The organism is Leucobacter sp. UCD-THU (assembly GCF_000349545.1).
Taxonomy (GTDB): Bacteria; Actinomycetota; Actinomycetes; order Actinomycetales; family Microbacteriaceae; genus Leucobacter; species Leucobacter muris.
Genome location: NZ_KB714601.1, coordinates 13327 through 39223 on the forward strand (window position 1 = coordinate 13327; position 25897 = coordinate 39223).

22 protein-coding genes are annotated in these 25897 nt (G+C 67.9%); 20 read left to right on the plus strand and 2 right to left on the minus strand.

Annotated features, from left to right (window positions below; all coding sequences use genetic code 11):
- The first annotated feature begins 23 nt into the window (after positions 1 to 23).
- The 5 genes from H490_RS21125 (at position 24) to H490_RS21145 (ending at position 5726) form a co-directional block, all read left to right on the plus strand.
- Positions 24 to 749 carry a hypothetical protein gene (locus H490_RS21125; RefSeq protein ID WP_031289816.1) on the plus strand — a complete coding sequence of 242 codons (726 nt, stop codon included), beginning with the start codon at positions 24 to 26 and terminating at the stop codon, positions 747 to 749.
- Between the two features lie 10 nt (positions 750 to 759).
- A complete protein-coding gene (locus H490_RS21130) occupies positions 760 to 2403 on the plus strand; it encodes a M23 family metallopeptidase (RefSeq protein ID WP_017883428.1) in 1644 nt (547 codons plus the stop codon).
- Between the two features lie 178 nt (positions 2404 to 2581).
- Complete coding sequence (locus H490_RS21135) at positions 2582 to 3703, plus strand: tyrosine-type recombinase/integrase (RefSeq protein ID WP_017883429.1); 1122 nt, start codon at positions 2582 to 2584, stop codon at positions 3701 to 3703.
- 5 nt (positions 3704 to 3708) lie between these two features.
- Positions 3709 to 4050 carry a helix-turn-helix domain-containing protein gene (locus H490_RS21140; RefSeq protein ID WP_017883430.1) on the plus strand — a complete coding sequence of 114 codons (342 nt, stop codon included), beginning with the start codon at positions 3709 to 3711 and terminating at the stop codon, positions 4048 to 4050.
- Between the two features lie 8 nt (positions 4051 to 4058).
- A complete protein-coding gene (locus H490_RS21145) occupies positions 4059 to 5726 on the plus strand; it encodes a hypothetical protein (protein WP_031289818.1) in 1668 nt (555 codons plus the stop codon).
- Positions 5727 to 5788: 62 nt separating this feature from the next.
- On the opposite strand, the gene H490_RS21150 is transcribed toward H490_RS21145, so the two are convergent.
- Complete coding sequence (locus tag H490_RS21150; RefSeq protein WP_041205245.1) at positions 5789 to 6283, minus strand: hypothetical protein; 495 nt, start codon at positions 6281 to 6283, stop codon at positions 5789 to 5791.
- 138 nt (positions 6284 to 6421) lie between these two features.
- Here H490_RS21150 and H490_RS21155 point away from each other — a divergent pair, with 138 nt between their 5' ends.
- The 13 genes from H490_RS21155 to H490_RS21210 all read left to right on the plus strand — a co-directional run bounded on the left by H490_RS21155 (position 6422) and on the right by H490_RS21210 (position 21848).
- A complete protein-coding gene (locus tag H490_RS21155) occupies positions 6422 to 6688 on the plus strand; it encodes a DUF6112 family protein (protein WP_017883433.1) in 267 nt (88 codons plus the stop codon).
- Between the two features lie 118 nt (positions 6689 to 6806).
- Complete coding sequence (locus tag H490_RS21160; RefSeq protein ID WP_017883434.1) at positions 6807 to 7076, plus strand: DUF6112 family protein; 270 nt, start codon at positions 6807 to 6809, stop codon at positions 7074 to 7076.
- Positions 7077 to 7116: 40 nt separating this feature from the next.
- Entirely contained in the window at positions 7117 to 8472 is a 1356-nt protein-coding gene (locus tag H490_RS21165) for a hypothetical protein (protein ID WP_017883435.1), read from the plus strand.
- A gap of 6 nt (positions 8473 to 8478) precedes the next feature.
- The gene (locus tag H490_RS21170; RefSeq protein WP_017883436.1) at positions 8479 to 9948 is read left to right on the plus strand and encodes an SCO6880 family protein; all 1470 of its coding nucleotides are present in this window, start codon (positions 8479 to 8481) and stop codon (positions 9946 to 9948) included.
- A gap of 52 nt (positions 9949 to 10000) precedes the next feature.
- Entirely contained in the window at positions 10001 to 10801 is an 801-nt protein-coding gene (locus H490_RS21175; RefSeq protein WP_017883437.1) for a hypothetical protein, read from the plus strand.
- Positions 10798 to 12300: an ATP-binding protein gene (locus H490_RS21180; RefSeq protein WP_017883438.1), complete on the plus strand. Its 1503-nt coding sequence runs from the start codon at positions 10798 to 10800 to the stop codon at positions 12298 to 12300. Before H490_RS21175 ends, H490_RS21180 begins: the two co-directional genes overlap by 4 nt.
- A gap of 33 nt (positions 12301 to 12333) precedes the next feature.
- On the plus strand, positions 12334 to 12573 hold the full coding sequence (locus tag H490_RS32000) for a hypothetical protein (protein WP_152424206.1): 240 nt from the start codon (positions 12334 to 12336) through the stop codon (positions 12571 to 12573).
- A gap of 128 nt (positions 12574 to 12701) precedes the next feature.
- The gene (locus H490_RS21185; protein WP_238560312.1) at positions 12702 to 13130 is read left to right on the plus strand and encodes a hypothetical protein; all 429 of its coding nucleotides are present in this window, start codon (positions 12702 to 12704) and stop codon (positions 13128 to 13130) included.
- Entirely contained in the window at positions 13127 to 14932 is a 1806-nt protein-coding gene (locus tag H490_RS21190) for a TraM recognition domain-containing protein (protein ID WP_017883440.1), read from the plus strand. The genes H490_RS21185 and H490_RS21190 overlap by 4 nt, the downstream gene beginning before the upstream one ends.
- A 164-nt stretch (positions 14933 to 15096) precedes the next feature.
- Complete coding sequence (locus tag H490_RS21195; protein WP_017883441.1) at positions 15097 to 15645, plus strand: hypothetical protein; 549 nt, start codon at positions 15097 to 15099, stop codon at positions 15643 to 15645.
- Between the two features lie 41 nt (positions 15646 to 15686).
- Positions 15687 to 20714: a hypothetical protein gene (locus tag H490_RS21200; protein WP_017883442.1), complete on the plus strand. Its 5028-nt coding sequence runs from the start codon at positions 15687 to 15689 to the stop codon at positions 20712 to 20714.
- A 63-nt stretch (positions 20715 to 20777) separates the two neighbouring features.
- Positions 20778 to 21236 (plus strand): single-stranded DNA-binding protein, encoded by a 459-nt coding sequence (locus H490_RS21205; protein ID WP_017883443.1) that lies wholly within the window; start codon positions 20778 to 20780, stop codon positions 21234 to 21236.
- A gap of 12 nt (positions 21237 to 21248) precedes the next feature.
- Entirely contained in the window at positions 21249 to 21848 is a 600-nt protein-coding gene (locus H490_RS21210; RefSeq protein WP_017883444.1) for a hypothetical protein, read from the plus strand.
- Positions 21849 to 21912: 64 nt separating this feature from the next.
- On the opposite strand, the gene H490_RS21215 is transcribed toward H490_RS21210, so the two are convergent.
- The gene (locus H490_RS21215; RefSeq protein ID WP_017883445.1) at positions 21913 to 22635 is read right to left on the minus strand and encodes a DUF6349 family protein; all 723 of its coding nucleotides are present in this window, start codon (positions 22633 to 22635) and stop codon (positions 21913 to 21915) included.
- 205 nt (positions 22636 to 22840) lie between these two features.
- Here H490_RS21215 and H490_RS21220 point away from each other — a divergent pair, with 205 nt between their 5' ends.
- A complete protein-coding gene (locus tag H490_RS21220; protein ID WP_031289822.1) occupies positions 22841 to 23248 on the plus strand; it encodes a hypothetical protein in 408 nt (135 codons plus the stop codon).
- A gap of 149 nt (positions 23249 to 23397) precedes the next feature.
- Positions 23398 to 25782, plus strand: a complete 2385-nt coding sequence (locus H490_RS0115705) for a recombinase family protein (protein ID WP_081611610.1) — start codon at positions 23398 to 23400, stop codon at positions 25780 to 25782.
- Positions 25783 to 25897: the final 115 nt, after the last annotated feature.

Consider the following 25897-nt stretch of genomic DNA (forward strand, 5'->3'; position numbering starts at 1 on the left):
CGCGGGCGGCGCACCTGGGGGTCATGAAGACGACTCCCGATGACCCCGCCCGCACCCGCCGCCGATTGATCTCCCTCGTCTGCGCCGGGGTCGCGTTCCTCGTCCTGGCTGCGATCGGCGTCTACGGGCTGGTGACCGGCCCGAACGACGCCGACCCGAGACCCGACGGGCCACCGACCCCGATCCGCATCGACCCCGATCAGCCGACTCCGCGCCTGCCCTACATCGCCCCGTCGACCGACCCCGAAGAGTTCGCACGCCAGGCCGCGCACGCGCTGTTCACCTGGGATACCACCAGCGGGTTCCTGCCGCTGGACTACACCGCCGTGCTGCTGGACGTGGGTGACCCGACCGGGAACGAGCAGGCAGGGCTGGCCTCCGACGTCGCCTCCTACCTGCCCGGCCGTGACGCCTGGGTCGAGCTGGGGCAGTACGGCACGAGCCAGCACCTGACGATCACCGATGCGTATGTGCCCGAGCAGTGGGCTCAAGCGGTCGAGCAGGCCCGGCCCGGCCAACTCCCGGTCGGGGCGACCGCTATCACGATCGAGGGCACCCGGCACCGCGCGGGCATCTGGAACGACAAACCCGTGACTTCTGAGCACCCGGTGGCGTTCACGATCTTCCTCGCCTGCCCGCCTGACGACCCACCGACCGGCAGCCAGAGCGAGACCAGCGCACCGGATACCGGTGCGGTGCCGTCGTGCTACCTGCTGCGCCTGTCGATGCTCGACCAGCCGCTGCGCTGACACGGAGGCCATGACGATGAAGAAGGCAGTCATCGCCCTCGCCCTGCTGCTCCTGCTCGGCCCGTTCGTCGGTCTGCTGGCGATCGGCGTGCTGATGAACCCCGCCGCGAACGCCGAATGCACCATCGACGGCACCGGCATCACTGTGGGGAACATTCCCGACTCGCTCACCGCGACCACCGCGAACGGCGAGACCATCACGCTCAACCGGCAGCAACTCACGCACGCGGCCACCATCATCGAGATCGGTTCCGGCATCGACGGGGTGGGGCGCGACGGCATCCAGATCGCGCTCATGGCAGCCCTGACCGAATCCAGCCTGCGGATGCTGTCGAACACCTCGGCGTACCCCGAGAGCGCCGACTATCCTAACGACGGCGACGGCTCAGACCACGACTCGCTCGGGTTGTTCCAGATGCGCCCGCAGTCCGGGTGGGGCAGCGTCGCCGAACTCATGAGCTCCGACTATCAGGCGAGAGCGTTCTACGGCGGGCCGGACGGCCCCAACTACCCGAGTCCGCGTGGCCTGCTCGACATTCCCGGCTGGCAGCAGATGGGCAAGGGCGAGGCGGCTCAGGCCGTCGAAGTCTCGGCCTACCCCGATAGGTACAACAACTACGAGCCGGTCGCCCTCACCATCCTGGGCACGCTCACCGGAGCGGGTGGGCCGGTCACCCCGGCACCGGCGGCCCTGCCTGTTGTTGTGCTCGCTGAGGTCGCGGAGTCATCGCTCGTGGTGTTCCCGCTCCCGGAGGGCACCTGGATCGCCACTGACCCGTTCGGGCCGCGCATCCACCCGATCACCGGGGAGCAGAGCTTCCACACGGGTGCGGACTTCGCCGCCCCGGACGGCACCCCGATCCTCGCCGCCGCCTCCGGCACAGTCACCGTTGCCGAGTTCTCCGGCGGGTACGGCGGCCTGGTCGTGATCGAGCACCGCATCGACGGGCGCACCGTGGCGACCGCGTACGCGCACAGTTGGCAGCACGGCATTCACGTCTCGGTGGGCGATCAAGTGCGTGCCGGGCAGCACATCGCCGACGTCGGTTCCTCGGGCATGAGCACGGGGCCGCATCTGCATTTCGAGGTTCGCGACGGCGGCACCAACGGGGAGTACATCGACCCTGCCGCATGGCTGAACCAGCACAACGCCGCCGACCTGCCCGAAGCCTCAGTCGGGCCTCCGAACGGCTGCGGTAACAGCACCGGCACCACCGGTGACCCGGCACCGTTCGACGGCGACGACCCGAACCGGCTGGTCGACGACCCGACTTCGACCGGGCAGATCACCGCACGGATGCTGCACCTGTACGAGCAGACCAAAGCGGCGTTCCCCGACACCGGCTGGGGCTGCTACTCACCCCGGCCCGGCACCCAATCGGAGCATCCCCTGGGGCGTGCGTGCGATCTGACGTTCGGCAACGCGATCGGCCAGTACCCGACGCCTGCGCAACTCGACTACGGCTGGCAAGTCACCGAGTGGATGCAGACCCACGCCGAAACCCTCGGCGTCGAGTACCTGATCTGGCAAGGCAAAATCTGGTCGCTCTCGCGCGACGCCGAGGGCTGGCGTCCATACAACGGCGGCGGGATGCACGACCCCGACAACGTGACGGGTGGCCACTACGACCACCTCCACGTCACGGTGAAGTAGAACTAGCAATTATTACATTAGATGTAATCGGCCAGGGCCGGGATCGTGCGGATTCCCTGGTCAGGCAAGGGTATCAGTGGGCGACAGTTGGGCGCTGCGAAGCGGCTCGTGACCAGGGGAAACGCGCCACTGCTTACATTAGATGTACTTTTCTTACATTAGATGTAAGACTATCGGGGTGGACTTCGAGGACGGGAACCGGCCTGGATCGGTGACGGCGCTGCGGCCGGGCAACGTGTCGTTGCTGCGCCCGGTGGAGCAGGTCTTCGATGACATGCTGGCCGGCTGGTCGGCGCAGCAGTCCTCGCGGATGCTGAATGCGAAGACGATCGGGGCGCGACTGGCGCAGGTGCGCCGGTTCGCCGGGTTCTGCGGGAGCCTGCCGTGGGAGTGGACTCCTGCCGACATCGAGGAGTGGACGACCGAGTTGGTCTCCGGCGACAAGCCCTGCTCGCACGGCACGATCCGCTCTTACCAGAACGCGGTCGCGTTGTTCTGCGACTTCCTCACCGACCGTCGTTACGGGTGGGTGGAGCGGTGCGAGGAGCTGTTCGGCACCCACCCGGTGCAGGTCTGCCACGAGTGGAACACCGCGATCCACACGGGCGATCACGAGGCACGCCCGACGGTGCGACCTCTGTCGCGGATCGAGGTGCAAACCTTCTTCGACTACGCCGACGATCGCGTCGACCAGGCCCGCACACGCGGGAAGAAGGGCTGGAAGTCGGTATTCCGCGACGCGACGCTGTTCAAGATGATCTACGCCTTCGGGCTGCGTCGTCGTGAGGTCGGGATGCTGGACCTTCATGACTTCACCCGCAACCCGACCGCGACCGAGTTCGGCCGGTTCGGGGTCTGCAACGTCCGGTGGGGCAAAGCCAGCCGTGGCTCTCAACCCCGGCGTCGCGCGGTGCTGGCGGTGTTCGACTGGACCCGCCCGGTGATTGAGGAATACGTCACCGAGGTGCTGCCCCTGTTCGACACGGCCGGCAGCGGGATGCTCTGGCCGACCGAGCGACAATCCAGGGTCAGCGGGAGCTACATCGGGCTACGGTTCGCCGAGTACCGCGACGAGCTCGGCTTCGACCCCGCCCTGCACCCGCACTGCCTGCGGCACTCCTATGTGACGCATCTGATCGAGGACGGCTTCGACCCGCTGTTCGTGCAGCAGCAGGTCGGGCACCGCTGGGGATCGACCACCGCCCTCTACACCGGCGTCTCCGGCGACTACCGGAACCGCACCCTGCGCCGCGCTCTGGACGCGGCGTTCACTCCACCATCGGCGATCGAGGAAGGCTGACCATCATGACGAAGACCGTGGCCTATCGCTGGCACGTCCGCAAGGTGATGAACGAGCACGGCATGCAGTCCACCACCGACCTGGTGCCGCTGCTGGCCGAACGAGGCGTGGTGATGACCTCCACGCAGGTCTACCGGATCGTGACCGGGCAGCCCGAGCGGTTGAACATGCGGTTCCTGGCCGCGCTCTGCGACATCTTCGATGTCACACCGAACGACCTGATCGAGCCCTACGTCGCGACCAAATCCCGGCGCGGCCGCAAGACCGGCACCACCGGGGCGGCCACGCCGTCGAAGCCGAGCAAGAACCGTCCGACTCGCGCGGTCATCAGACCGGCCGGGGACTGATCGACTGAATGGCGAGCACGATCGTCCGCGGTACCTGTTTCCGCTGCGGACGGGACAAGAACCTGCGCTGGAACCACATCCTGGATCGGGGCGAATGCCGAGCCTGCCGCGCGCAGCGCTCACCCGAGGAGGTCTGCACGGGCTGCGGCAGGACGCGACGGGTCAACGCCCGCACCGACGATGGCGGCGCGATCTGCGTGACCTGCTACGCCCGCACCCGCACCGCCGAGGACGCCTGCGACGAATGCGGCACTCTCGGCCCACTGGCTACTCGGGCCGGCGGGAAGCGCGCGGGATCGCGGAACCTCTGCCCGCGTTGCTACCGCAACCCGAAGCGGGTCTGCGGCGTCTGCGGCCGGCTCAAACGGATCGCGTTGAAAGCCACCGCGACGACGCCGGATATCTGCCCGACCTGCTACCAGGCGCCGGTGATCGACTGCTCGATCTGCGGGCGGCAGGCCCTCGGCCGCCGCACCACCAATCATGGCCGTCCCCGCTGCTTCGCCTGCCAAGCCGCCCAGCAGATCGACGCCGCACTCACCGGCCCAGGCGGGACGATCCGCCCCGAGCTCAAAGGCGTCCGCGACGCGCTGACCGAGCTTCGCCAACCCCGGTCGCTGCTGAGCAACTGGCGGGGTCTTGCAAGCCTGCGCCTGCTCACCGACATCGCCGCCGGCCGGCTCGACCTGTCCCACGATGCTCTCGATGCCCAGCCGCAGGTCTTCTCGGTCAACTACCTGCGCGCCATGCTCGTCGCCGCCGAGGCGCTCCCGCCACGCGATGAGAACGCCACCAGGCTGCACCGCTACGTCACCGAAACCGTCGCCGGCATCACCGATCCCGAGCTGCGCGGAGTGCTGACACGCTACGCCCGCTGGCACGTCGCCGGCCGCGCCAAGACCAACCGCCACGGTCGCATCAGCGCGCACGTCGCGGCCCGCTGCCGGGGCGACATTCAGACCGCCAAGAGCTTCCTCGACCACCTCACCGCCTACGGCCATGACCTCGACGATTGCCCGCAAGCCTGCATCGATGCCTGGCTCGGCGGCCCCAGTCGGAGCGCCCGTCTGAGCTTCATCCGCTGGCTCAAACGAGGCGGCTACCTACCCCGAGTACGACTGCCCGAGCCCATCGCGCCGAAGGACCCAGGCCACGACGCTGATCCCGACGAACAACTCGCCCTGGCCCGACGGCTCCTGCACGACCCCGACTCCGCCAGCATCGAGGACCGCGCCGCAGCCTGCCTGATCCTGCTCTACGCCCAACCCGCCGCGAAGATCGCCGCCCTAACCACCAGCGACATCAAGGTCAGCGACGGCGACACCTACCTCGCCCTCGGCCCCGAGCCACTGCTGCTCATCCCGCCGCTCGACGCCCTGGTCACCGCGCTGCCGGTCGCCAAGCCCTTCGGCACGGCAAGCACCCTCGCCGATCCCCGCTGGCTGTTCACCGGGAAGAACGCCGGCACCCACCTGCACCCCACGTCGCTCATGGCGCGCATGAACCGGCTCGGGATCATCACCCGCGCCAGCCGCAACACCGCCCTGCTGCACCTGGCATCCACGACCCCGCCCGCCGTGTTCGCCTCCCTCACCGGCACCAGCATCGGCACCGCCACCCGCTGGGCCGAACTCACCGGCTCCGCCTGGAACAACTACGCCGGCGCGCGCCGCTGACGCTGAGCAGCCTGGCGCGCTCGGGGAGGGCCACCAGCCCGAACCATCAAGAGGGCGGAGGGTTACAGGTCTCGAATGTCCTCGACACCCTGATCGCTAATCTTGAAGATCGCCACCTCGGGGTTCGTGTCAACGAGGTACCTGTTCAGCAGGTCGCTGACTCGATCGATGGTCTGCGTTGCGTCGTCGATGGAGTCGTAGAGCTTCCGATACAGCTCGGGGCTGTCCCAGCCGGGGATGCCCTTCCATCCGCCGTGGTCGAACAGCAACCGGTGGACCAGATAGTTCCGCGCCTCGACAAGGGTGCGGTACTCGGCTTGGAGATGGTCTGGAAGCTGAGGCTCCACGGCCTTTGCTTTCGCCCCCAGCGTGCTCCGCTCGCGAGGGGGCTTGCCCAGCAGCACCTGGTGGATCGTCTCTGCGGCGGCTTCGGCGACCTGGCAACGGGCGATCGCTCTGCCGAGCAGCAGGTACAGCAACTGCTGAGCGTCCTCCGGGTTACCGGGAACGGGGACCTCCTGCGCCAACAGACCACCTCTCAGATCAGCGTCGCGCATGGCACCAAATGCTTGCGATCCCTCCTCGCCCGACGACCTCAGCCTACCGTCGCCGACCCCCATGGGTTCTGCCGCGCACCTCGTGGCATGGACATTTCAACCGCTTCGAATAATTGCTAGCGCCGGTTCGGGTGCGTCATGAACGTGCTTCCCGACTTCGACGGACTGGCCGGCATCGGCGATCTACGAGAGATCGTCGGGGCGCTGCTGATGTTCGCCCTCGTGATCGCGGTGCTGATGCTGATCGTCTCGGCGATCATCTGGGCAGTCTCATCGAGCACCGGCAACTATGCCGCCGCTTCCAAGGGCCGCGTCGGGGTGCTGGTCTCCCTCGGCGGCGCAGTCCTCGCCGGGGCCGGTGTCGCGTGGATGAACTGGCTGATCGGCATCGGCCAGCAGCTCTGACCCCTCCGGCTTCTTCTGAGCGCCCGCCCCTCCGAGGGCGGGCGCTCTTTTTCGTGTGGGTGGCAGCGGAGAGCACCTGACGGCAGAACCACCCAACGCTTCGTGAAGGAGAACTGCCGTGATCGACATCGACCCCAACTCCAGCGGCTTGCCGGGAATCGAGCAGCTGCGCATCATCGTCGGCGCCGTCATGACCGTGGGCCTGATCCTCAGCGTTCTGGCGCTGATCGTCAGCGCGATCATCTGGGCCTACGGCTCTAACTCGTCCAACCCGCATCTGGCAGGCAGGGGCAAGATCGGCGTCTTGATCTCGTGCGGTGCCGCCGTCGTCTGTGGCGCGTCCGTGACGCTCATCAACTTCTTCTGGGGCGTCGGCCAAGCCGTGTGAACCCACCCATCAACAACTCCGATCCACTAGGAGGCTCGTGATGGGCGTGTGCGATATTCCCGTCATCTCCAGCGTCTGCGACGTGGCCGGCGAAGCCGCCGCGACACTGATCTCGGCCCCGTTCGACTGGCTCGCCAGCGCGATGGGCGAAGCCGCCGGTTGGCTGTTCGAGGCCGTCTGGACGGTCTTCGACAGCACGACGATGGTCGACGTCACCGGCGGCGAGTACGTGGGCGTCTACAACCTGATCTTCGGGATCGCCGTGTTCGTCATGCTGCTGTTCTTCTGCCTGCAACTGATCACCGGCATGATCCGGCGAGAACCCGCCGCACTCTCGCGCGCCGCCCTCGGGCTGGCCAAGAGCGTGCTCGGGTCGTTTGTCGTCATCACCCTGGTGGCGCTGCTGCTGGAGATCACCGACCAACTCGCGGTCGGGATCATCCAAGCTGCCGGGGAAACCACGGCCACGATGGGCGACAAGATCGCCATTCTCGTGGCCGGGCTGACCGCGCTGAACGTCGGCGCGCCCGGTGTCGGGGCGATCCTGACCATCTTCCTTGCGGCCTTGGCCATTGCCGCCGCCGCGATCGTGTGGCTGTCACTGCTCATCCGCAAGGCGCTGCTGCTGGTAGCCGTGGTGTTGGCCCCGTTCGCGTTCTCCGGGGCGTCATGGGATGCCACGCGCGGCTGGATCTCCAAATGGGCGATGTTCGTCGTCGCGCTCATCCTCTCCAAGCTCGTGCTTGTCGTGATTCTGCTGGTCGCGGTGACTCAGGTGTCGGCCCCGATCGACGCCGACCTGTCGAACATCGCCGACCCGCTCGCCGGGATCGTGCTGATGGCGCTGGCCGGGTTCGCGCCGTACATGACCTACCGGTTCCTGTCGTTCATCGGTTTCGACCTCTACAACTCGATGGGCACTGAGCAGGAGGCCAAGAACGCACTCAACCGGCCCGTGCCGACGCCGGGCAAGCCGCAGGGCGGCGAGCCGAAGAAGGTGCTCGACGAGGGTGGCAAGAACGGCGACAAGAAGGCCAGCAGCGGAAGCGGCGGTGCCGGTGGTGGCCCCAAGGCGAAGCCCACGCCTCCGCCGTCCTCAGCGGGCGGTGCGGGCGCGGGCGCGGGTGGTTCGGCTGGAGCCGCAGGTGCCGGGGGTGGCGCAGCGGCGGCAGGGCCGGTCGCCGCCGGAGTCGTGGCGGGTGCCGCCGTGGTCAAAGCGGCCGCGACCGCCGGGCCGAAAGCGGGCGAGGCGCTCGCCGGTCAAGCCGATCAAGCGGCGAGCGGTGCCGAGCAGCCGGGGTCGGCCCCGGTCGCTCCGAACGCGCCGCCGCCCTCGCAACCGCTGCCGAAGACCCCGAACAGTTCCCCGCCACCGCCGAAGCCGACCAAGGAGTGACCTGCGATGCCCAGCACTGAAACGGCCCACGAGCGCGGCGGCGAGCTGGTGCCTGTGAAGTTCTCCCGCCTCACGAGGCGCGGCATCCTGCTCGGCCTGTCACTAGCTCAGCTGATCATCCTCGGTGTCGGCGGGGCGAGCCTCGTGGCCGCGTTCTATGGCGGCGGGGGTGCCCTGTTCGTCATCACCGCGCCGATCTGGGTGCTCGCTGCTGCGGTCACCTGGATTCCGGTCGCGGGCCGCCCGCTGGTCGAGTGGCTGCCGGTTGCCTGTTGGTGGCTGTGGCGCAAGACCGGCGGGCAGCTGGCGTACCGGCGCAGGATCGTGACACCACGCCCGGCAGGAACACTCGCGCTGCCCGGCGACATGGCTCGGCTGCGCGAGTACGTCGACCCGGAGACCGGGGCCGGGATGGTGCACGACCCGACCGCCGGAACCCTCACCGTCGTCACCGAGATCACCCATCCCGCGTTCGTCTTGCTCGACCCCGGCGAGCAGGAACGGCGTGTGACCGCGTGGGGCCGGGTGCTGGCGACCGTGTGCCGTTCTGGGCGCATCGCCACCCTGCAAGTGCTGGAACGGACGCTGCCGGACTCGGGGCAGGGGTTGGCCGAGTGGTGGGCCGCGCACGGCACCGCTGACGGCTCGTGGGCGGCGACGACCTATCAGGAGCTGATCGAACGGGCCGGGCCTGCCGGGGAACGTCACGCGACCACGCTCAGCCTGTCGCTGGACATGCGGGCCGCCGCCCGCCAGATTCGCACCGCGGGCGGGGGCATCAAGGGCGCGGCGAACGTGCTCCGGCAGGAGATGGGTACCCTGTCGGCGGCGTTGCGCTCAGCAGACCTGACGAGCAAGGGCTGGCTCGGCACTGGACAGATCGCGGTCATCCTGCGCTCGGCGTATGACCCGGCTATTGCTGCGACGCTGGAACGTCACGGCGACCTCGGGCACGACCTGGCGACCGCCGGGCCGGTCGCGGTCACCGAGTCGTGGGGGCATCTGCGCAGCGACTCGGCCTATCACGCCGTCGTCTGGATTTCGGAGTGGCCGCGCTCGATGGTGCATCCGGGGTTCCTCTCTCCCGTGCTGCTCAGTAGCGGCATCCACCGGGCGTTCTCGCTCATCTGCACCCCGCTGCGCACCGATCAGGCCGCCCGCGACATTCGCCGCAAGAAGACTGAGTACATCAGCGACGCGGCACAGCGCGCCCGCATCGGCCAGATCGAAGACGCTTCGCAGACCGCCGAGTACCACGACGTGCTCCAGCAGGAGGCGGACTTGACCGCCGGGCATGGGGTGCTCCGTTACACCGGGCTGATCTCGGTGTCTGCCGACTCGCGCGAGGAACTGGAAGCGGCAGTCGCCGCGATCGAGCAGGCCGCGATCCAAGCCTCGTGTGAGACGCGCGTGCTGGTCGGCCAGCAGGCGCAGGCGTTCACGGCCGCTGCGCTGCCGTTGTGCCGCAAGGTCTGAGCCGCCGGGCGCACCTTGAAGCCATCCCCACCGATTCATCTGGAGGCCCGACATGCCCACGTTCAACGACCCGACCGCCGATGCGGAGGAAGCACGCCAAGCGTTGCGCGGTCTCGCGCACGCCACGATCCGCATCGACGATCCCGACAAGCTCTACGGCATCGTCGGGGAACTGCTCGGTGCGGCGCGCTCGCTCGAACAGTCGCTCATCCAACTCGGCGGGGCCAGCCTCACCTATCAAGGCCGTGCCGCCCACGACGACGGCGACCGCAACCTCGGTGCTGCTGACGCCTGGGCCGCTGCCGACGCACTCCGGCAGGCCGCTGGTCACGTTAGCGCCGCCGAGAGCGCGCTCGATCAGGCATCCGGGCATCTGGGTCGCATCGCCTGGCGTCCCCCGCACCGGCAATGGGTGACGGTGGTGTTCTTGCAGGGCGACGAGGCCGGGCAGGTGCTCGACCTCATCGACCGCGACGGCACCGACGCCGCAATCGAGCATCTGCGCGGCTTCGACTACGGCGACGAGACCACGGGCGCGGCGCTGGCGAACGAGCATGTCTACGACGTGCCCCCTACGAGCGCGAACGACCGAATGGTGACCGAGGGCGAGTATGCGCTGACCTACAGCCCGGCGTTCGGGTACGTCGCGCTGTACCGCGCCTACACTCCACCCGCCGACAGCACGCCGGAGGGTGACGGCCCGCAGAACGTCGGGCCTGCGCAAGACGCGGCGAACGCCGAGGCAGCACGGCGCGCGCTCGATGAGCGCCGGAACCGGGTGCGCGGCGACGGGTCATGGTTCACCCCCGACCGCATCACGGACATCAAGCGCAACCGGGGGCTGGAGCGATGAGCCCCCGTGAGGATGAGAAGCTGCACGCCTCGGTGCTGGTCGCCCCGGCGAAAGAGCGGCGACGCTACCGCAAGCAGCGCCGACAGGCCGCGAACCAGCTGCACCGCGAGCAGCGACAGCAGCGGATGGACGAGGCAAAGGCCCGCGCCGAAGCGGAGAAAACCGAGCGCGCCGCACGCCAGTATCTGCCCGCCGCAGGCGAACCCGGCCCATCGATGCTACGCACACCGGGCCGCTTCCACCTGCCCCGGCATCAAGACACCTCCGCCACTCTGTCGGGCGCATACCCGTTCGTCGCCGAGGGCGGCCTCGGCAGCAGCGGAGTGTTCGTCGGCCAAGACCTCTACAGCGGAGGCTCGTTCGTTTACGACCCGTGGGTGCTCTACGCCAACGGAGTCATCACCGCACCGAACGTCGTCCTGGCCGGAATCGTCGGCTCGGGCAAGTCCTCGCTCGCCAAGTCCTTGTACACCCGAAGCCTGCCGTTCGGGAGGCGCGTATATGTGCCGGGCGACCCGAAAGGAGAACACACCGCCGTCGCGGAAGCGGTCGGCGGGCGTGCTATCGCGCTCGGGCACGGCATGGCCAACAGACTCAACCCCTTGGATGAGGGCTATCGGCCCTCGAACTTCACCGACGCCGAGTGGGAGAGCACCGTGGCTGCGCGCCGCCGCGACCTCATCGGCGCGCTGGCCGAGGTAGTCCTCAATCGTGCTCTCACCCCGCTGGAGCACACCGCGATCGACACCGCCCTGACCGCGACCGTACGGGAAAACGCCGTGCCGATCCTCCCGATGGTGGTGGAACGCATCCTCGCCCCGTCCGACGACAGCGACGGGCGACTGATCGAGGATGGCAGGATCGTCGGCCATGCTTTGCGGCGTCTGGTCGCCGGTGACCTCGCGGGGTTGTTCGACGGCCCTTCGACCGTCAGGTTCGACCCGACGCTGCCGATGATCAGCCTCGACCTATCGCGGGTGACGGAGAACAGCACGCTCATCAGCGCGCTCATGACCTGCTGCTCGGCCTGGATGGAATCTGCGCTGCTCGACCCGGCAGGCGGGCAACGATGGGTGATCTACGACGAGGCGTGGCGTCTCATGTCTCACCCGTCCTTGCTGAAGAGGATGGACGCGCACTGGCGGCTCGCCCGTCACTACGGCATCGCCAATGCCTTGATCTTCCACAAGCTCACCGATCTGGAGAACGTCGGCGACTCCGGCAGTGCGATGCGCTCGCTCGCCAACAGCCTCCTGGCGAACGCAGAGACCCGCATCATCTACCGTCAGGAGTCCGACCAGCTGGGCGTCACCGCCAAGGCGCTCGGTCTGACGGCCACCGAGCGCAAGCTGTTGCCCTCGCTCGGCGTCGGGCAGGGGCTGTGGCGCATCAAAGAGCGAAGTTTCGTCGTGCAGCAGCAGTTGCACCCTGCTGAGTTGGCGCTCTTCGAAACTGGGTTCCGGGCCAGGGGCCTGGCTCCGGGCAGCAACGTCTCGTGAGCCACGGCGCGCCCGACGGTGCACCTGGCTGTCATGGAACAACACTCAGCATCTGCTTTCACTCGCACCCCCGCACCGCCCTACGAGATCGAGGGGCGTCTGTTCGAACCTGGTGAGACCGTCGGTGTCGCCGTTCTGCTTCGTAGCGCCGAAGCCGACCGGCATGGCGAGGTTCAGGCAGTCATTACTGCCACTGATCTGCCGCCTCGCTGGGAAGCTCTGGTGCTCGTCGGATACGACACCGGAACGTTCAACTACATCGACCCGCGCTGAGGTTCCGATGCCTGACCGGGTGACAGTTGGCGCACCTGGCTGGCATGAAGAAGCCTCCCGCCCATGCCCCTGCGCCTGCTCCGGTGTCGATGCCGGTGATCCGTCTCGATGTGCACGACGACGGCACGATGAGCGCCACCGTCGATGGTGAACCGCTTGCCCCGCCGGTCGCGCAGGGCACCTGGCGGCGCGGCTCGTTCGCGCGGATCGTCGATCAGGTCACGGCAGAGCGCTCCATCCCGGCGCGGGTCGAGGTGACCGAGGCCGATGGTTCGGTGTTCACCGACATCATCAGCGCCGTTCGCAGGAACACTCCCGCCCCCACGCCACCGGAACCTGAGCGACCCGAAGCGCCCCGGCTGGTGGAGGTGACCGGGCCGGGGTTCGTGCCGGGTGAGGACGTCGCGGTGTGCCGCATCATCCGGCACACCGACGCCGCCTCGACCGGCACCGCTCGCGCACTGATCGACCTGACCCACGATCACCTCGACCCTGCCGACGAGATCGTGCTCGTCGGCCGGGTCTCGGGCACGTTCGTGGTGCGGAGCCTGTCATGAGCGCCCCTGCGCCAGGCAGGCAGACCGGCTCGTTCGGAGATGAGCTGACCAACGCCGCCATGATCGGCCTGATCGGGGTATTCGCGCTCGCGCTCCTACTGCGCGGCGCAGGCTCGGTCGCGGCGTTCCTCACCGGCACCGCCCAGCCGCAGGCCGGCCCCGCCGCCGGGGTCGGTGTCCTGTTCAACCCCGGCGACCCGGCGACCGTGCTGGAGGCCGAGGGTCTGAACGTCGTGGCGTACTGGATTGTCGCGGTCGTTCTGCTCGCGCTGCTGGCGGCGGCGATCACCTGGGTCTGGGCGCTGCTGCGCCGCCAGTCGCGCAAGACCGCGACCGACCCGCACCGGCTCGCCGGAATCGCCACGAGACACGATGTCGCCGGGGCCGCGTCGACCAAGGCGCTGCTGGGTCGGGCTGCGAACCTGCGCCCCTCGTTGGCACGCCCGGCACCTGCCGATGTGGGCTACCGGCTCGGCGCATCCCACGGGCGTGACGTGTGGGCCAGCGTCGAGGACTCGATTCTGCTGATTGGCCCACCGCGCTCAGGCAAGGGCCTGCACATCGTGATCCCGGCGATTCTGGATGCGCCCGGCGCGGTCGTGGTGACGTCGACTCGTCCGGACAACCTCACCGCGACCCTGCGCGCGAGGCAGCGCATCGGCCCGACCGCTGTGTTCGACCCGCAGCATTTGGCCGAGGGCATCCCCGCCGGGTTGCGCTGGTCACCCATCCGAGGCTGCGAAGACCCGCTGACGGCGATGATCCGCGCCACCGGCCTCGCCTCCGCGACCGGCCTGAGCTCCGGCGGCGTCGAGGGCGGCGGGTTCTGGGAAGGGAAGACGCGTTCTGCGCTGCAAGCGCTCCTGCACGCGGCGGCAATCGACCACCGTCCACCTGCCGAGTTGTTCAGGTGGACGCTCGACCCGACCGCCGCCGCCGATGCGGTGGCGATCCTCACCAACAGCCCACTGGCGGCGGGCGGGTGGGCCGAATCGCTGGAGGCGATGATCGACGCCGACCCGCGTACCCGCGATTCGATCTGGCAGGGTGTCTCGCTGTCGCTCAGTGCTTTGGCCGATCCGCGTGTGCTCGATGCGGTCTCGCCGGGCGAGGGCGAGGACTTCGACCCCGAGAAGTTCATCCAGTCGCGCGGCACGCTCTACCTGCTCGCGACCGGCGCCGGGGCCGGGGCTTCCGCCTCATTGGTGGCAGCGTTCGTGGAAGACCTCGTGGAAGCCGCCCGTAGGGTTGCGGCGCGCTCGCCGGGTGCGCGACTCGATCCGCCGCTGCTGCTCGCGCTGGACGAGATCGCCAACCTCAGCCCGCTCCCGAGTCTGCCGACGCTCATGGCTGAGGGCGGCGGCACCGGGATCACCACGATGCCCGTTCTCCAGTCGCTCGCGCAGGCGCGTGACCGTTGGAGCGAGAATCAGGCGAATGCGATCTGGGATGCGGCGATCACCAAGATCGTCCTCGGCGGCGCGTCCAACAGCCGCGACCTGCAAGACCTCTCGGCGTTGATCGGGGAACGCGACGAGTTCACCGACAGCGTGACTCTGGGCGACCACGGCACGCGCTCGAACCAGCGCTCGATCCGGCGTGTGCCGATCATGCCGCCCGACCGCATCCGCACCCTGCCGTTCGGCATAGCCGTCACGCTGTTGCGCTCAGCGGCACCGATCATCACCGACCTGCGGGCCTGGCCCAAGCGAGACGACGGGGAACGGCTGAAAGCGGATCGTGCCGAGATCGAGGCGCTGCTGGAACGAGGCACGGATGGCACCGGGGCCGCACCTATCTGACCGGCAGTACGAGGCAGGGAGGTGAGCACTGATGGCCAGACGCAGGAGCCGGAAAGCGCCGCCCGGTCAGCTGGAGTTCGACCTCTGGGGGCTGGCCGAGCAGACCGCTGACGAGCAGATCAGCGAAGCCGTCGAGAACACGCCCGGCGTGGAGGGAGCAGAACGTGAACAAGTACGGGGCGCAGGCGATGCGCCACTGGCAGACCCACGCGCCGGAGCGGTACGCGAGGATCGAGAACCCGACCCGGTTCTTCACCGAGCTGGGCCTGGAGGCGCAGGGCCAGATCACCGACCTGGCACGGCGGATCGAGACGAACCGCCCGTTGTTGCTGGCCAAGACGCGCTCTTCGAGGGAGACTTATCTCAAGGACGTGGCGCACCGGATGACGGCGCTACGGATCGCGGAGGAGGTCGTGATGCAGCAACTCGCCTGGGTCACCGACCCGAGTCTGCCGCTGGACGAGGCCCGTCAGGAGTGGAACGAGACTTCCCCGAACGACGAGAACCTGATCATGTGGGCCGAGCGGATGCAGGACGCCCCCGATCTGATGCCCGCGACGGTCGACCTGGAGCAGAAGGCCAAGGACTGGGCCGTACCGGTCTGGTTCTTGGAGGGCCTGGTCGAAGCGGAGATCCCGAGGCGGTATCTGGACGAGCACCAGAGCTTGCTGGCGGAGGCAGCGACGCTCCGCTTCCTGCGCGAAGTCCGCTAACTTCCTCCGCTGACGACACCGGCCCGGAGCCTGCCGCGCCGGTGCTGCGGTTCGTGACGGACACGCACGACGACCTGGCCCCCTCGGGCGCGAAGGCCCGCTTCCACGCGAACGTCGCCGCCATCGAAACCGCACGGCTACTTGCCGAGCAGGAACGCCCGGCGACGCCCGATGAGCAGCAGACGCTTGCGCGCTGGTCGAGCTGGGGCGCGGTGCCCGATGTCTTCGACGAGTCCAAGCAGGACTGGAGCACGGAGCGCGAGCAGCTGCGGAGCCTGCTCACCCCGGACGAGTGGGATGCCGCTGCGCGCACGACGATCAACGCGCACTACACCGACCCGTTGATCGTGCGGCAGATGTGGCGGGCCATGACCGCGCTCGGCTTCGACGGCGGGCACGTCCTCGAACCGGGCTCCGGGCTGGGCACGTTCCTCGGCATGGCCCCCGAGCACGCCCGCATGACCGGGGTGGAGCTCGACCCGGTGACCGCGGCGATCAGCCGCGCCCTGTACCCGCACGCCGAGGTGCGGGGCGAGTCGTTTGCCGACACCCGACTGCCCGAGGGGTCGTTCGATGCAGCGATCGGGAACGTGCCGTTCTCGGACGTGACCTTGCACGACCCGGTGCACAATCCGACCCGGCAGTCGATGCACAACCACTTCATCCTCAAGGGCTTGCGACTCACCCGGCCCGGCGGGATGGTCGCCGTCCTGACGTCGCAGTACACGATGGATGCGCAGAACCCCGGCGCGCGCCGAGAGATGGCGCTGCTCGCCGATCTCGTGGGCGCGGTCAGGCTCCCCGCCGGGGCGCATCGGCGCACGGCGGGCACCGACGTGGTGACCGATCTGCTCATCCTGCGCCGCCGCGAGGACGGGCAGCCGACCGCCGATGACGGCTTGTGGGAGACGGTCACTCCGATCAGCCTGGACGGGCAGCGGGCGAAGATCAACGCCTACTTCGACCATCGCCCCGAGCATGTGCTCGGTGAGATGCGTATCCGTCAGGGGATGTACGGCAGGCCAGCGGTCGCGGTCGACGGCGACCCCGGGCGGCTGGAAGCTGACTTGGCTGACGTGCTCGATCAGATCACGTTCAGCGCTCGTCGCACCGGGCTGACGTTCACCGCGCCCACGGCGGAGCATCGGGCGCGGCAGGCCGCACGCGTGCCGTCGCCGCCGCAGTTGTGGGATGGCAGCATCGTCGCCACCGACACCGGGTTCGGCACCGTCGCCGCTGGTTCCGTCGAACCGCTGGAGGTGCCTAAGAGCGCCGGGCCTGAGCTGCGCGCCCTGCTGGGGTTGCGCGATGCGGCGCACCGGCTGCTCGAACTGGAGGCCGCGACCGTCGATGACACCGACGAGATCAACGTGGCACGTGAGAGCCTGCACCGCGACTACCGCAAGTACGCCGGCAGGTACGGGCCGCTGAACCGCTACACGCTGCGCCGCACCGGACGCACCAACGATGCCGGGGAAGACACCTACGCCCGCACGGTGCCGACCCCGATCCGGGTGCTGCGCTCTGACCCGTTCGGGGCGCTCGTGCTCGCCTTGGAGCAGTTCGACGACACCGACCAGACCGCGACCCCGGCGGCGATCATGACCCGCCGGGTCGTCTCCCCGCGAACCGAACCACAAGGCGTGGACACCCCGGCCGATGCGATCGCGGTCAGCCTCGACCGCAGCGGGGGCATCGACTTGCCGCTGATCGCCGACATGCTCGGCATGGGCGAGGCTGAGGCCCGTGCCTCGCTGACCGGGCTGGTGTTCACCGATCCGGTCACCGACGAACTCATCCACGCCCCCGCGTACCTCTCCGGCGATGTGCGCGTGAAACTGGAGCAGGCCACGGCGCGCGCTGCCGACGAACCTGAGTTTCAGGCGAACGTGGACGCGCTGACCGAGGTCGTGCCCGAATCGCTCGGTGTGCAGGAGATCAGCGCCCGGATGGGTGCGGTGTGGATCAGCGCCGAGGTGCACGCGCAGTTCCTGAACGAGCTGCTGCGCACCCGCGAAGTGAACGTGGAGAACCCGCTGCCGGGCATGTGGGAAGTGCGCGGAGGCCGTCAAGGGCTGCTGGCCACCAGCGAGTGGGGCACCGAACGCCGCCCCGCCCCGGACATCGCCCAGGCGATCATGGAACAGCGCACCCTGCTCGTCTACGACGAGATCGAGGACGTCGACGGCAAGAAGCGTCGCGTGCTCAACCCGCTGGAGACCACCGCCGCGCAGGAGAAAGCCGATGCCCTGCAAGAGCGGTTCTCCGAGTGGGTGTTCGAAGACCCCGAACGCGCCCACACGCTCGTGACTGAGTACAACCGGCGCTTCAACTCCATCGTGCTCAGGGATTACACCGACGCGGGCGAGTACCTGAGCCTGCCGGGTCTGGCGGAGAACTTCACCCCGCGCCCGCACCAGCGCTCCGCCGTCGCGCGCATGATCGCCGAACCCTCCGCCGGGCTGTTCCACGAGGTCGGAGCGGGCAAGACGGCGGAAATGATCATGGGCGTCATGGAGATGCGCCGCATGGGGCTCATCGACAAGCCCGTGCTCGTGATTCCGAACCACATGCTCGAACAGTTCTCCCGCGAGTGGCTGCAAATCTATCCGCAGGCCCGGATTCTCGCCGCGTCCAGCAAAGACCTCACCGCCGACAAGCGCCGCCTGTTCGTCGCGCGGGCGTCGGCGAACGAGTGGGATGGCGTCCTGGTGACGCAGGGCGCGTTCGAGAAGATTCCGCTGCGCGCCGAGACTCAGCAGGCGTACATCCAAGCCCAGGTGGACGAGATGCGGGAGGTGCTCGCCACCGCGACGGGTGAGAACGCGATGAGCGTCAAGCGCATCCAGCGCAAGCTGCTGCAACTGGAGAACAAGGTCAAGGCCCGCATCGACACAGATCGGGATGCCGGGGTGTGTTTTGAGGACACCGGCATCGACTACGTGGTCGTGGACGAGATGCACATGTACAAGAACCTCGCCACCGATTCCAACATCTCCGACGCCGCGATCGAGGGTTCCAACCGCGCCAGCGACCTGCACATGAAGCTCGAGTACCTGCGCTCCCAGGGCCGTGAGCGGGTCGTCACCGGCGCGACGGCGACGCCGATTTCGAACTCGGTGACCGAGGCGTTCGTGATGCAGAAGTACCTGCGCCCTGACTTGCTGGAGGCTGCCGGGATCGGGGCGTTCGATGCGTGGGCGGCGACGTTCGGGCAGACCGTCACGCAGATGGAGATGGCCCCCACCGGCAACAACACGTTCCGTATGAAGACGAGGTTCGCGAAGTTCCAGAACGTGCCGGAGATGCTGAAGCTCTGGTCGATCTTCGCGGATGTGAAGACCGCCGAGGATCTGCAACTGCCGATTCCCGACCTCGCTGAACGCGACGACGGCAGGCGCGCCCCGGCAACGGTGGCGATCCAGCCCACGGTCGAGCTGGAACAGTTTATCGAGACCCTCGGCACCCGCGCCGAGAAGGTCGCGGCCCGGTCGGTATCGCCGAGCGAAGACAACATGCTCACCATCTCGACCGATGGACGCAAGGCCGCGCTCGACATCCGCATGATCGTGCCGCGTGACCCCTCCGGGCCGTCCAAGGTCGATCTGGCCGCCGACAGCATCCACCGGGTCTGGGAACAGACGAAAGACAACACCTACCTCGACCCGATCACCGGGCAGGAGTCGCCCGTGCGCGGCGCGTTGCAGTTGGTGTTCTCCGACATCGGCACCCCGAACCCGACCCGGTGGAACGCCTACGACGAACTCCGGGCGCAACTCATTGCACGCGGGATGCCCGCCGAGTCGATCCGATACATGCACGAAGCCAAGACCGACGTGGACAAGGCCAGGTTGTTCGCCGCCGCCCGCGCCGGGCACATCGCGGTGCTGATGGGATCGACCGAGAAGATGGGCGTCGGCACCAACGTCCAAGCCAGAGCCGTCGCCCTCTACCACCTGGACTGCCCGTGGCGACCGAGCGACATCGCCCAGCGCGAGGGCCGCATCCTGCGCCAAGGCAACCAGAATCCCGAAGTCGGCATCGTCCGGTTCGTCACCGAGCGATCGTTCGACTCCTACATGTGGCAAGGCGTCGAACGCAAAGCCACGTTCATCGCGCAACTCATGCGCGGCAGCCTCGACTCCCGCGAGATCGAAGAAATCGACTCATCCGCACTCTCTGCCGCAGAAGCCAAAGCGATCAGTTCAGGCAACCCTCTGCTGCTGGAGCACTCCACCGTGCACACCGAAGTGCAACGGCTGCGTCGCCTGGAGCGTGCCTACCACCGCAACGAGTCGATGCTCGCCCATGCCCGCGACCGCGCCAGCGATCACGCACGTCGCGCTGCCTCCGACATTGAAGCCCTCGAATCGGTGCTGCCGCGCGTGACCGATACCTCCGGCGAGAAGTTCCGCATCGAGCTACGTGGCCGCACCTACACCTCACGTGCCGATGCCGCGCACGCGCTCGCGGCCTGGGCGCATGACTCCGATCTGAAATGGGCACCCCGCTACGCCTCCCGCGACTACGGTGCCATCGGCAAGATCAGCGGCTTCGACGTCACGGTCTCAACCAGTCCGGCGCTCGGGGCCGAACCTATGGTGACCGTCAGACTCGACGGAGTGCCGCGCAGCGGGTTCGTCATGACCCGGCAGGCTTTCCTCGACGGGGGCGTCGGACTCATCCAGCGCATCGAGAACCGCGCCTCCGGCATCCCCTCGCTACTCGACCAAGCCCGCGACGACCTCACCAGCGCCGAGCAAGAACGCGACGACGCCGAGCAACGCATCGGCCAACCCTTCCGCCACGCAGAGGCCCTCGCAGACGCCGAGAAAGACCTCGCCCGAATCGAGACCCAACTGGCCGCGATGCAAGACGACATCGACCACGACTCCCGACCCGAATCGGAACCCGAGCCTGGGCGTGAACCGGCGCTCACCGTCGAGGCGGTACGGGCGCATCGGCCCGCGCTCGGCGTGCGTCCCGACCCGCAACGGAGCCCGGCAATGACGGCGGCTGTCGTACCCACCGACAGCACGGCACACGACCTGAGCCCACGGAGGCTGTGACCGAGCACCTAGCTGCCAGAACGACCGCACGAACGCGGGCGTGAACAGGCAGGAGGAAATGCGATGGGCATCAAGAGCGGCGTCATCATGGTCGGCCACATCGCCGGCGACCCGAGACTGACTACCAGCGAGGAAACCGGCACGCCAAGGTTCTACGCGCGTGTCGGCGTCGACCACTGGCGACGTGAGGACGACGGCAGGTTCACCAACACGGGCCGGACTTACCACGACCTCGCGATTCGCTACAAGGCCGCCGAAGCAGCGATGGAGATGTTCAAGAAGGGGGACGACTTCATCGCCACCGGACAGTTCAAGAAGTTCACCGATCGCGTCACCGGCGAGGAACGAGAGGAGTTCCGGGCCGACACGCTCACTCCGAACCCGGTGACCACCCGGTTGGCCATCAACCGTGAGCCGCGCGGTGGTGCCGCCCGCGAAGCGATGGGCACCGAGCGCAGCCAGGCGTTCGAGCGTCCTGAGCAGTCCGCTCAGGTACGCGAGCCTGCGACGCTGGGCCACTGAACGGAGCCAGCCATGAGCGACGATCACACTCCCGTGGCGGACGAGGAGCCCGAGGACAGGCCCGATCCCGACCTCGACCCGGCATCGATGCCCCCACGCGGCGATCTCGGGCCGATGCTGGATGAGCCGCCCGGCCCGATCAACTGGAACCTGCTGACCGCCGATGACGCGGAGGCGGCGTGGCTGGAGCTGAACCAGTGGGTCAACTGGCTTCGCGCCACCTATGGCCTGCCCGCATCGGTGATCCCTCCGATGTGGCACCGGCATCCGGAACTGCACTGGGAACTGAGCGCGTTGCACACGCACTGGCTGTGCGCGTATGACCCGCAGCAGAACGGGTCGGCACCGATCGGCTGGCATCGGGACTTCGCCGACGCCCGGCAGCGGCTGCGCGATTGGGTCGCCGCGTGCGGCACCCGCCTCGACCGCGACCGGCCCACCCGCCAGACCGTCTGGCCCGGCGAGGACGACGCCGAACCGATCGAGGACACCCCGATCACCGACCGCGACGAAGACTTCGTGGCCTTCGTCATCGCCGACGTCGAACGTCGCCGCCAGACCGAGGAGGACTTCTACGCCAGCCTCGACCCCGACACCGGCGAGATCACCTGAACGTCTACGCGCACATCGGTGGGGCCGAACCAGCACGGTTCGGCCCCACGCTCCTGTGTGGGGGTCAGTCCCCGAGCACCCGCCCGCGCCGCGCCGCGGATGCCGCAGGCTGCGCCGACTCGAACCAGGCCGCTTCCCGCCGGATGGAGCGGCCCGGCTGCGTGCGGGCCGGGCGCTCCAGGGCGGTAGCCGACAGGTCGTAGCCGCCCCACGGCGAATACCCGGCCACATGCCGGGTGCCGTACTGTGCGCGTTCGGTGATGATCGGCGCGCCGGGCACCTGCATGTGCGCCGGGTATCGCTGTTCGATCCACCGCAGCGCGACCTTCGTCAGTCCCGTTTCCGAGCGCACCCGCACCTGACGCGGAACCACCGGCAGCTCGCGCCACCCCGGTACGGCGTGGTCGTGCCACGCCTCGACCGCCTCGTTCTCGCTGCCGGCGGGCGAGTGCCACTCACACGGCTCGCACACCACCATCGTCAGCAGATCGCCCGGCCCCTCCGCGCCCGGCTCGGGACGCAGATCGGCGGTGAACGACTCGGCGCGGTGCTCCCCGAACTCCACCGTGCCGCCGCTGATGCTGCGATGCCACATGTGGCTGCGGCCGAACGAACCGAAGTCACCGTTGAGGAACCGCCAGTGCGCGAACGCCTCATCCAGCATCGCGGGTGGGTAGTAGTCCGTGGTGAAGTGCAACGGCGCGCCCGCCCACTCGTGCAGCCGGGCACGGGCCTCCTCACGCTCGAACTCCTCGAAGTCGAACGCCAACTGCCCCTCGTGCTCCATGCCGCACCTCCCACGCGGCAGGTGCACACCGCCCAACGGCCCGCCCCGGCTGCTCTTCCCGAGTCCGACCGAAGCGGGTAGGATCAAGGCGCAGGCGATTTATTACCAACTAGGCCGTCACCCCTGTGGAGGCGGCATGACGAGCCAGGGAACCGCCCAGGCAAGTCCATCCCATCAAGGCGTCGCCGCTTGGGAGGACTTGATCATGCTTCGACTGATCTGGAACACCAGCATCCGTATCCGCATGTTCCTGCGTACCTGGATGCCTACCAACATCCTGCTCGACGCGCTGCGCACCCGGCGAGGTCTCAAGTGGGGCGCACCAGCGATGCTGCTGTCAGTCGTCTACTTCGCCATCGCCTACTGGTGCACCACCCTCATCGACAATGGCGCTCCCGGCTGGCTGCACCTGATCGTGCTGCTGTGCATCTACAACACCTTCAAGTTCCTCATCTACGGCCCCATCAGCCTCGCCCGCCTCATCGCCGCCCGTCGACACGAACGCATCCAGCGGCGGCGGAACGAGCGTGCACCTGGAGTACATGAAGCACTACCGGGTGACGAGCACGGGTCGGCGTATCTCAGCCGAACCTCGGCTGCGCCCGAAGCCTGACAACAAGCGACTGATCGCGCTGGTTCTGTACATCGCGGATGAACTCCACGCTCACGAGCTTGATGAGCAGCAGCGTCGCATCGGTGACCAGCACACCAGTGAGAACTCGACGCCCGCCTGCACATCGGCGGACGAGCAAGGAGACGACCATGACTCTGACGATGCCTATGACGGAGACCGGCACCGCGCCGCTGTTGACGGCGGTGACCTATCAGCGGGTCTCGACCAAGGAGCAGGCGTCCAAGGGCGGGCGTGACGAGGGATTCTCGATCCCCGCCCAACGTCAGGCGAACGCTCGCAAGGCAGAAGACCTCGGCGCCCGGATCGTGGCCGAGTTCGTGGACGCCGGGGAGTCCGCACGCTCCGCCGACCGGCCCGACCTGCAACGGATGCTGGAGTACATCGCCACCCATCAGGTGACCTACTGCATCGTGCACAAGGTCGACCGCCTCGCCCGGAACCGGCTCGATGATGTGGAGATTCATCGTCGTCTGGTCGAGGCGGGCGTGACGTTGGTATCGGCGACGGAGAACATCGACGAGACGCCCTCGGGGATGCTGCTGCACGGCATCATGTCGTCCATCGCGGAGTTCTACTCCAAGAATCTCGCCACTGAGGTCACCAAGGGGTTGACGCAGAAGTTCGAGACCGGCGGCACCCCGATGCGCGCCCCGATCGGCTACCTCAACGTCCGCAAGCGTGATGAGCAGGGCCGCGAGTACCGCACCGTCGAGATCGACGCCGAACGCGCACCGCTGGTGCGGTGGGTGTTCGAGCAGTACGCCGCCGGGGAACGCACCGTCGTTGATCTGCTCGCGGACGTGACCGCGCGCGGGCTGACCAGCGTGCCGACCCCGAAGCGACCCTCGGGCCCGGTTGGGCGCTCGACGTTCTTCGATCTGCTGCGCAACCCGTACTACATCGGGATCGTCCGCTACAAAGGCGCGGAACAGACCGGCACGCACGAGCCGTTGGTCGATGTCGAGACCTGGCAACAGGTGCAACGGTTGCTCGACTCGCGCAAGAAAGCCTCCGAACGGCGACGCACCCACGACCACTACCTGAAAGGCTCGCTGTTCTGCGGGTCGTGCGGGTCGCGGATGCAGCTGGACTTCCCGGCCAACCGTCAGGGCGTCCGCTACGCCTACTACGTCTGCTCCGGGCGAGCCTCGAAGCGGAAGAGCTGCACCCGCCGCGCGGTGCCGGTTGGGATCGCCGAGCAACTCGTTGCTGACTGCTACCGCGAGATCGCGATCACCGAAGAGGATTACGCCGCGCTCGCGGCACAGGTCGAGGCCGCGTTCGATGAACGCCTCGCCTCCCGCTCTGACGAACTGGCCGAACTGACCGCGAACCGTCAGCGCCTCCAGAACGAGAGCGACAAGCTGCTCGCCGCGCACTTCGCCGACGCGATCGACTTGGAGACCCTCAAGCGTCACCAAGACCGCATCCGCACCGGCCTTGCGGACATCGACCGCAGGCTCGCGACCGAGCACGACCAGCACGAGGGATCACGCAAGCAACTGAGCACCGCGCTCAGCCTGCTGGTCGACTGCGCCACCCTCTACGCCCGCACCGACGACCAAGGCAAGCGCCTGGCCAACCAAGCACTGACCAACGGCATCGAGATCAGCGAAGACGAAAGGGCGACGATCCGGCTCGCTGAGCCGTTCGCCGCCCTCGTACCCGAACCAACATCTACCGAAGTCAGCGGTTCTAGTACGTCCGATTGGGTGGATCTGAGGGGAATCGAACCCCTGACCTTCTCATTGCGAACGCTATCAGGCCCATCACCGTCGATTACAGTGCAGTGCGGTGCACCACCGCGCACCGCCTGGACCCGCATCAACACGCCAATCTCGGGGGTCCAGGGTCACCGCGTGGGGCAGCGCACTACCGCCTATTACAGTCCCCCTCTGCCCCACGTTTGCCCCACGCGCGCGGTAGTCTCGGATCATGTTGCTCGCCACAATCCGCCAGGTCGAATCGGTCGCCATCGAGGTGAAGGGAGAAGGGCTCCCCGAGGTGCAGGAGCAGCTCGAGAAGAACCGCCCAGAAGGGTTCGTGCTCGTGCAGGCCCCGGTCACCATGAAGAAGGGCGAGACCGCCATCACCGCGCTCGGCACCTACGCGCGGCGCGACGCAACGCGAGAGGTCGAGGGATCGAGCTACGCCGAGCTGCGGGCCGCGGTGCCCGCTGGGTGGCAGATGCTCAGCGTGCGTCGGGTCTGATGTCGGGGGTCGCGGCTACTCTCGCCCGCATGGGAGGAATGCCGTGGAGCCCGATGATGACGCTGACGCGCATCAACGATGAAGAGGCGTGGATGTACGACGGCTCGATCCGGGTCGCGATCATCCGTCGCGTGAGGATCGGGCGACCGTCCGCGCTGCTGTGGCGATCCGTGACCGGCGATGAGAACCCTGACGATCGCGCGCTCGTCGGATACTTCCCGAGCGTGCAGATGGCGGCCGCGGTGACTTGGCGATCCTGGGATCAGCGACACAAACCCGTCGAGAAGCGCAGCCTGTCGTGATCGGATCGACCCCCACTGCGTAACATCATGTTGCACTCTAGTGCCACATGATGTTACACTAGAGACGTTGGGGAGATACCCCGACAGAGAGGGAGGGAAACATGGAGATCATCGG

Bases quoted from the DNA above. Each gene is read 5' to 3' on its own strand.
- H490_RS21125 (WP_031289816.1), top strand. From the start codon at position 24: ATGAAGACGACTCCCGATGACCCCGCCCGCACCCGCCGCCGATTGATC.
- H490_RS21130 (WP_017883428.1), top strand. From the start codon at position 760: ATGACGATGAAGAAGGCAGTCATCGCCCTCGCCCTGCTGCTCCTGCTC.
- H490_RS21140 (WP_017883430.1), top strand. From the start codon at position 3,709: ATGACGAAGACCGTGGCCTATCGCTGGCACGTCCGCAAGGTGATGAAC.
- H490_RS21145 (WP_031289818.1), top strand. From the start codon at position 4,059: ATGGCGAGCACGATCGTCCGCGGTACCTGTTTCCGCTGCGGACGGGAC.
- H490_RS21150 (WP_041205245.1), bottom strand. From the start codon at position 6,283: ATGCGCGACGCTGATCTGAGAGGTGGTCTGTTGGCGCAGGAGGTCCCC.
- H490_RS21155 (WP_017883433.1), top strand. From the start codon at position 6,422: ATGAACGTGCTTCCCGACTTCGACGGACTGGCCGGCATCGGCGATCTA.
- H490_RS21165 (WP_017883435.1), top strand. From the start codon at position 7,117: ATGGGCGTGTGCGATATTCCCGTCATCTCCAGCGTCTGCGACGTGGCC.
- H490_RS21170 (WP_017883436.1), top strand. From the start codon at position 8,479: ATGCCCAGCACTGAAACGGCCCACGAGCGCGGCGGCGAGCTGGTGCCT.
- H490_RS21175 (WP_017883437.1), top strand. From the start codon at position 10,001: ATGCCCACGTTCAACGACCCGACCGCCGATGCGGAGGAAGCACGCCAA.
- H490_RS21180 (WP_017883438.1), top strand. From the start codon at position 10,798: ATGAGCCCCCGTGAGGATGAGAAGCTGCACGCCTCGGTGCTGGTCGCC.
- H490_RS32000 (WP_152424206.1), top strand. From the start codon at position 12,334: ATGGAACAACACTCAGCATCTGCTTTCACTCGCACCCCCGCACCGCCC.
- H490_RS21185 (WP_238560312.1), top strand. From the start codon at position 12,702: ATGAGCGCCACCGTCGATGGTGAACCGCTTGCCCCGCCGGTCGCGCAG.
- H490_RS21190 (WP_017883440.1), top strand. From the start codon at position 13,127: ATGAGCGCCCCTGCGCCAGGCAGGCAGACCGGCTCGTTCGGAGATGAG.
- H490_RS21205 (WP_017883443.1), top strand. From the start codon at position 20,778: ATGGGCATCAAGAGCGGCGTCATCATGGTCGGCCACATCGCCGGCGAC.
- H490_RS21210 (WP_017883444.1), top strand. From the start codon at position 21,249: ATGAGCGACGATCACACTCCCGTGGCGGACGAGGAGCCCGAGGACAGG.
- H490_RS21215 (WP_017883445.1), bottom strand. From the start codon at position 22,635: ATGGAGCACGAGGGGCAGTTGGCGTTCGACTTCGAGGAGTTCGAGCGT.
- H490_RS21220 (WP_031289822.1), top strand. From the start codon at position 22,841: ATGCTTCGACTGATCTGGAACACCAGCATCCGTATCCGCATGTTCCTG.
- H490_RS0115705 (WP_081611610.1), top strand. From the start codon at position 23,398: ATGACTCTGACGATGCCTATGACGGAGACCGGCACCGCGCCGCTGTTG.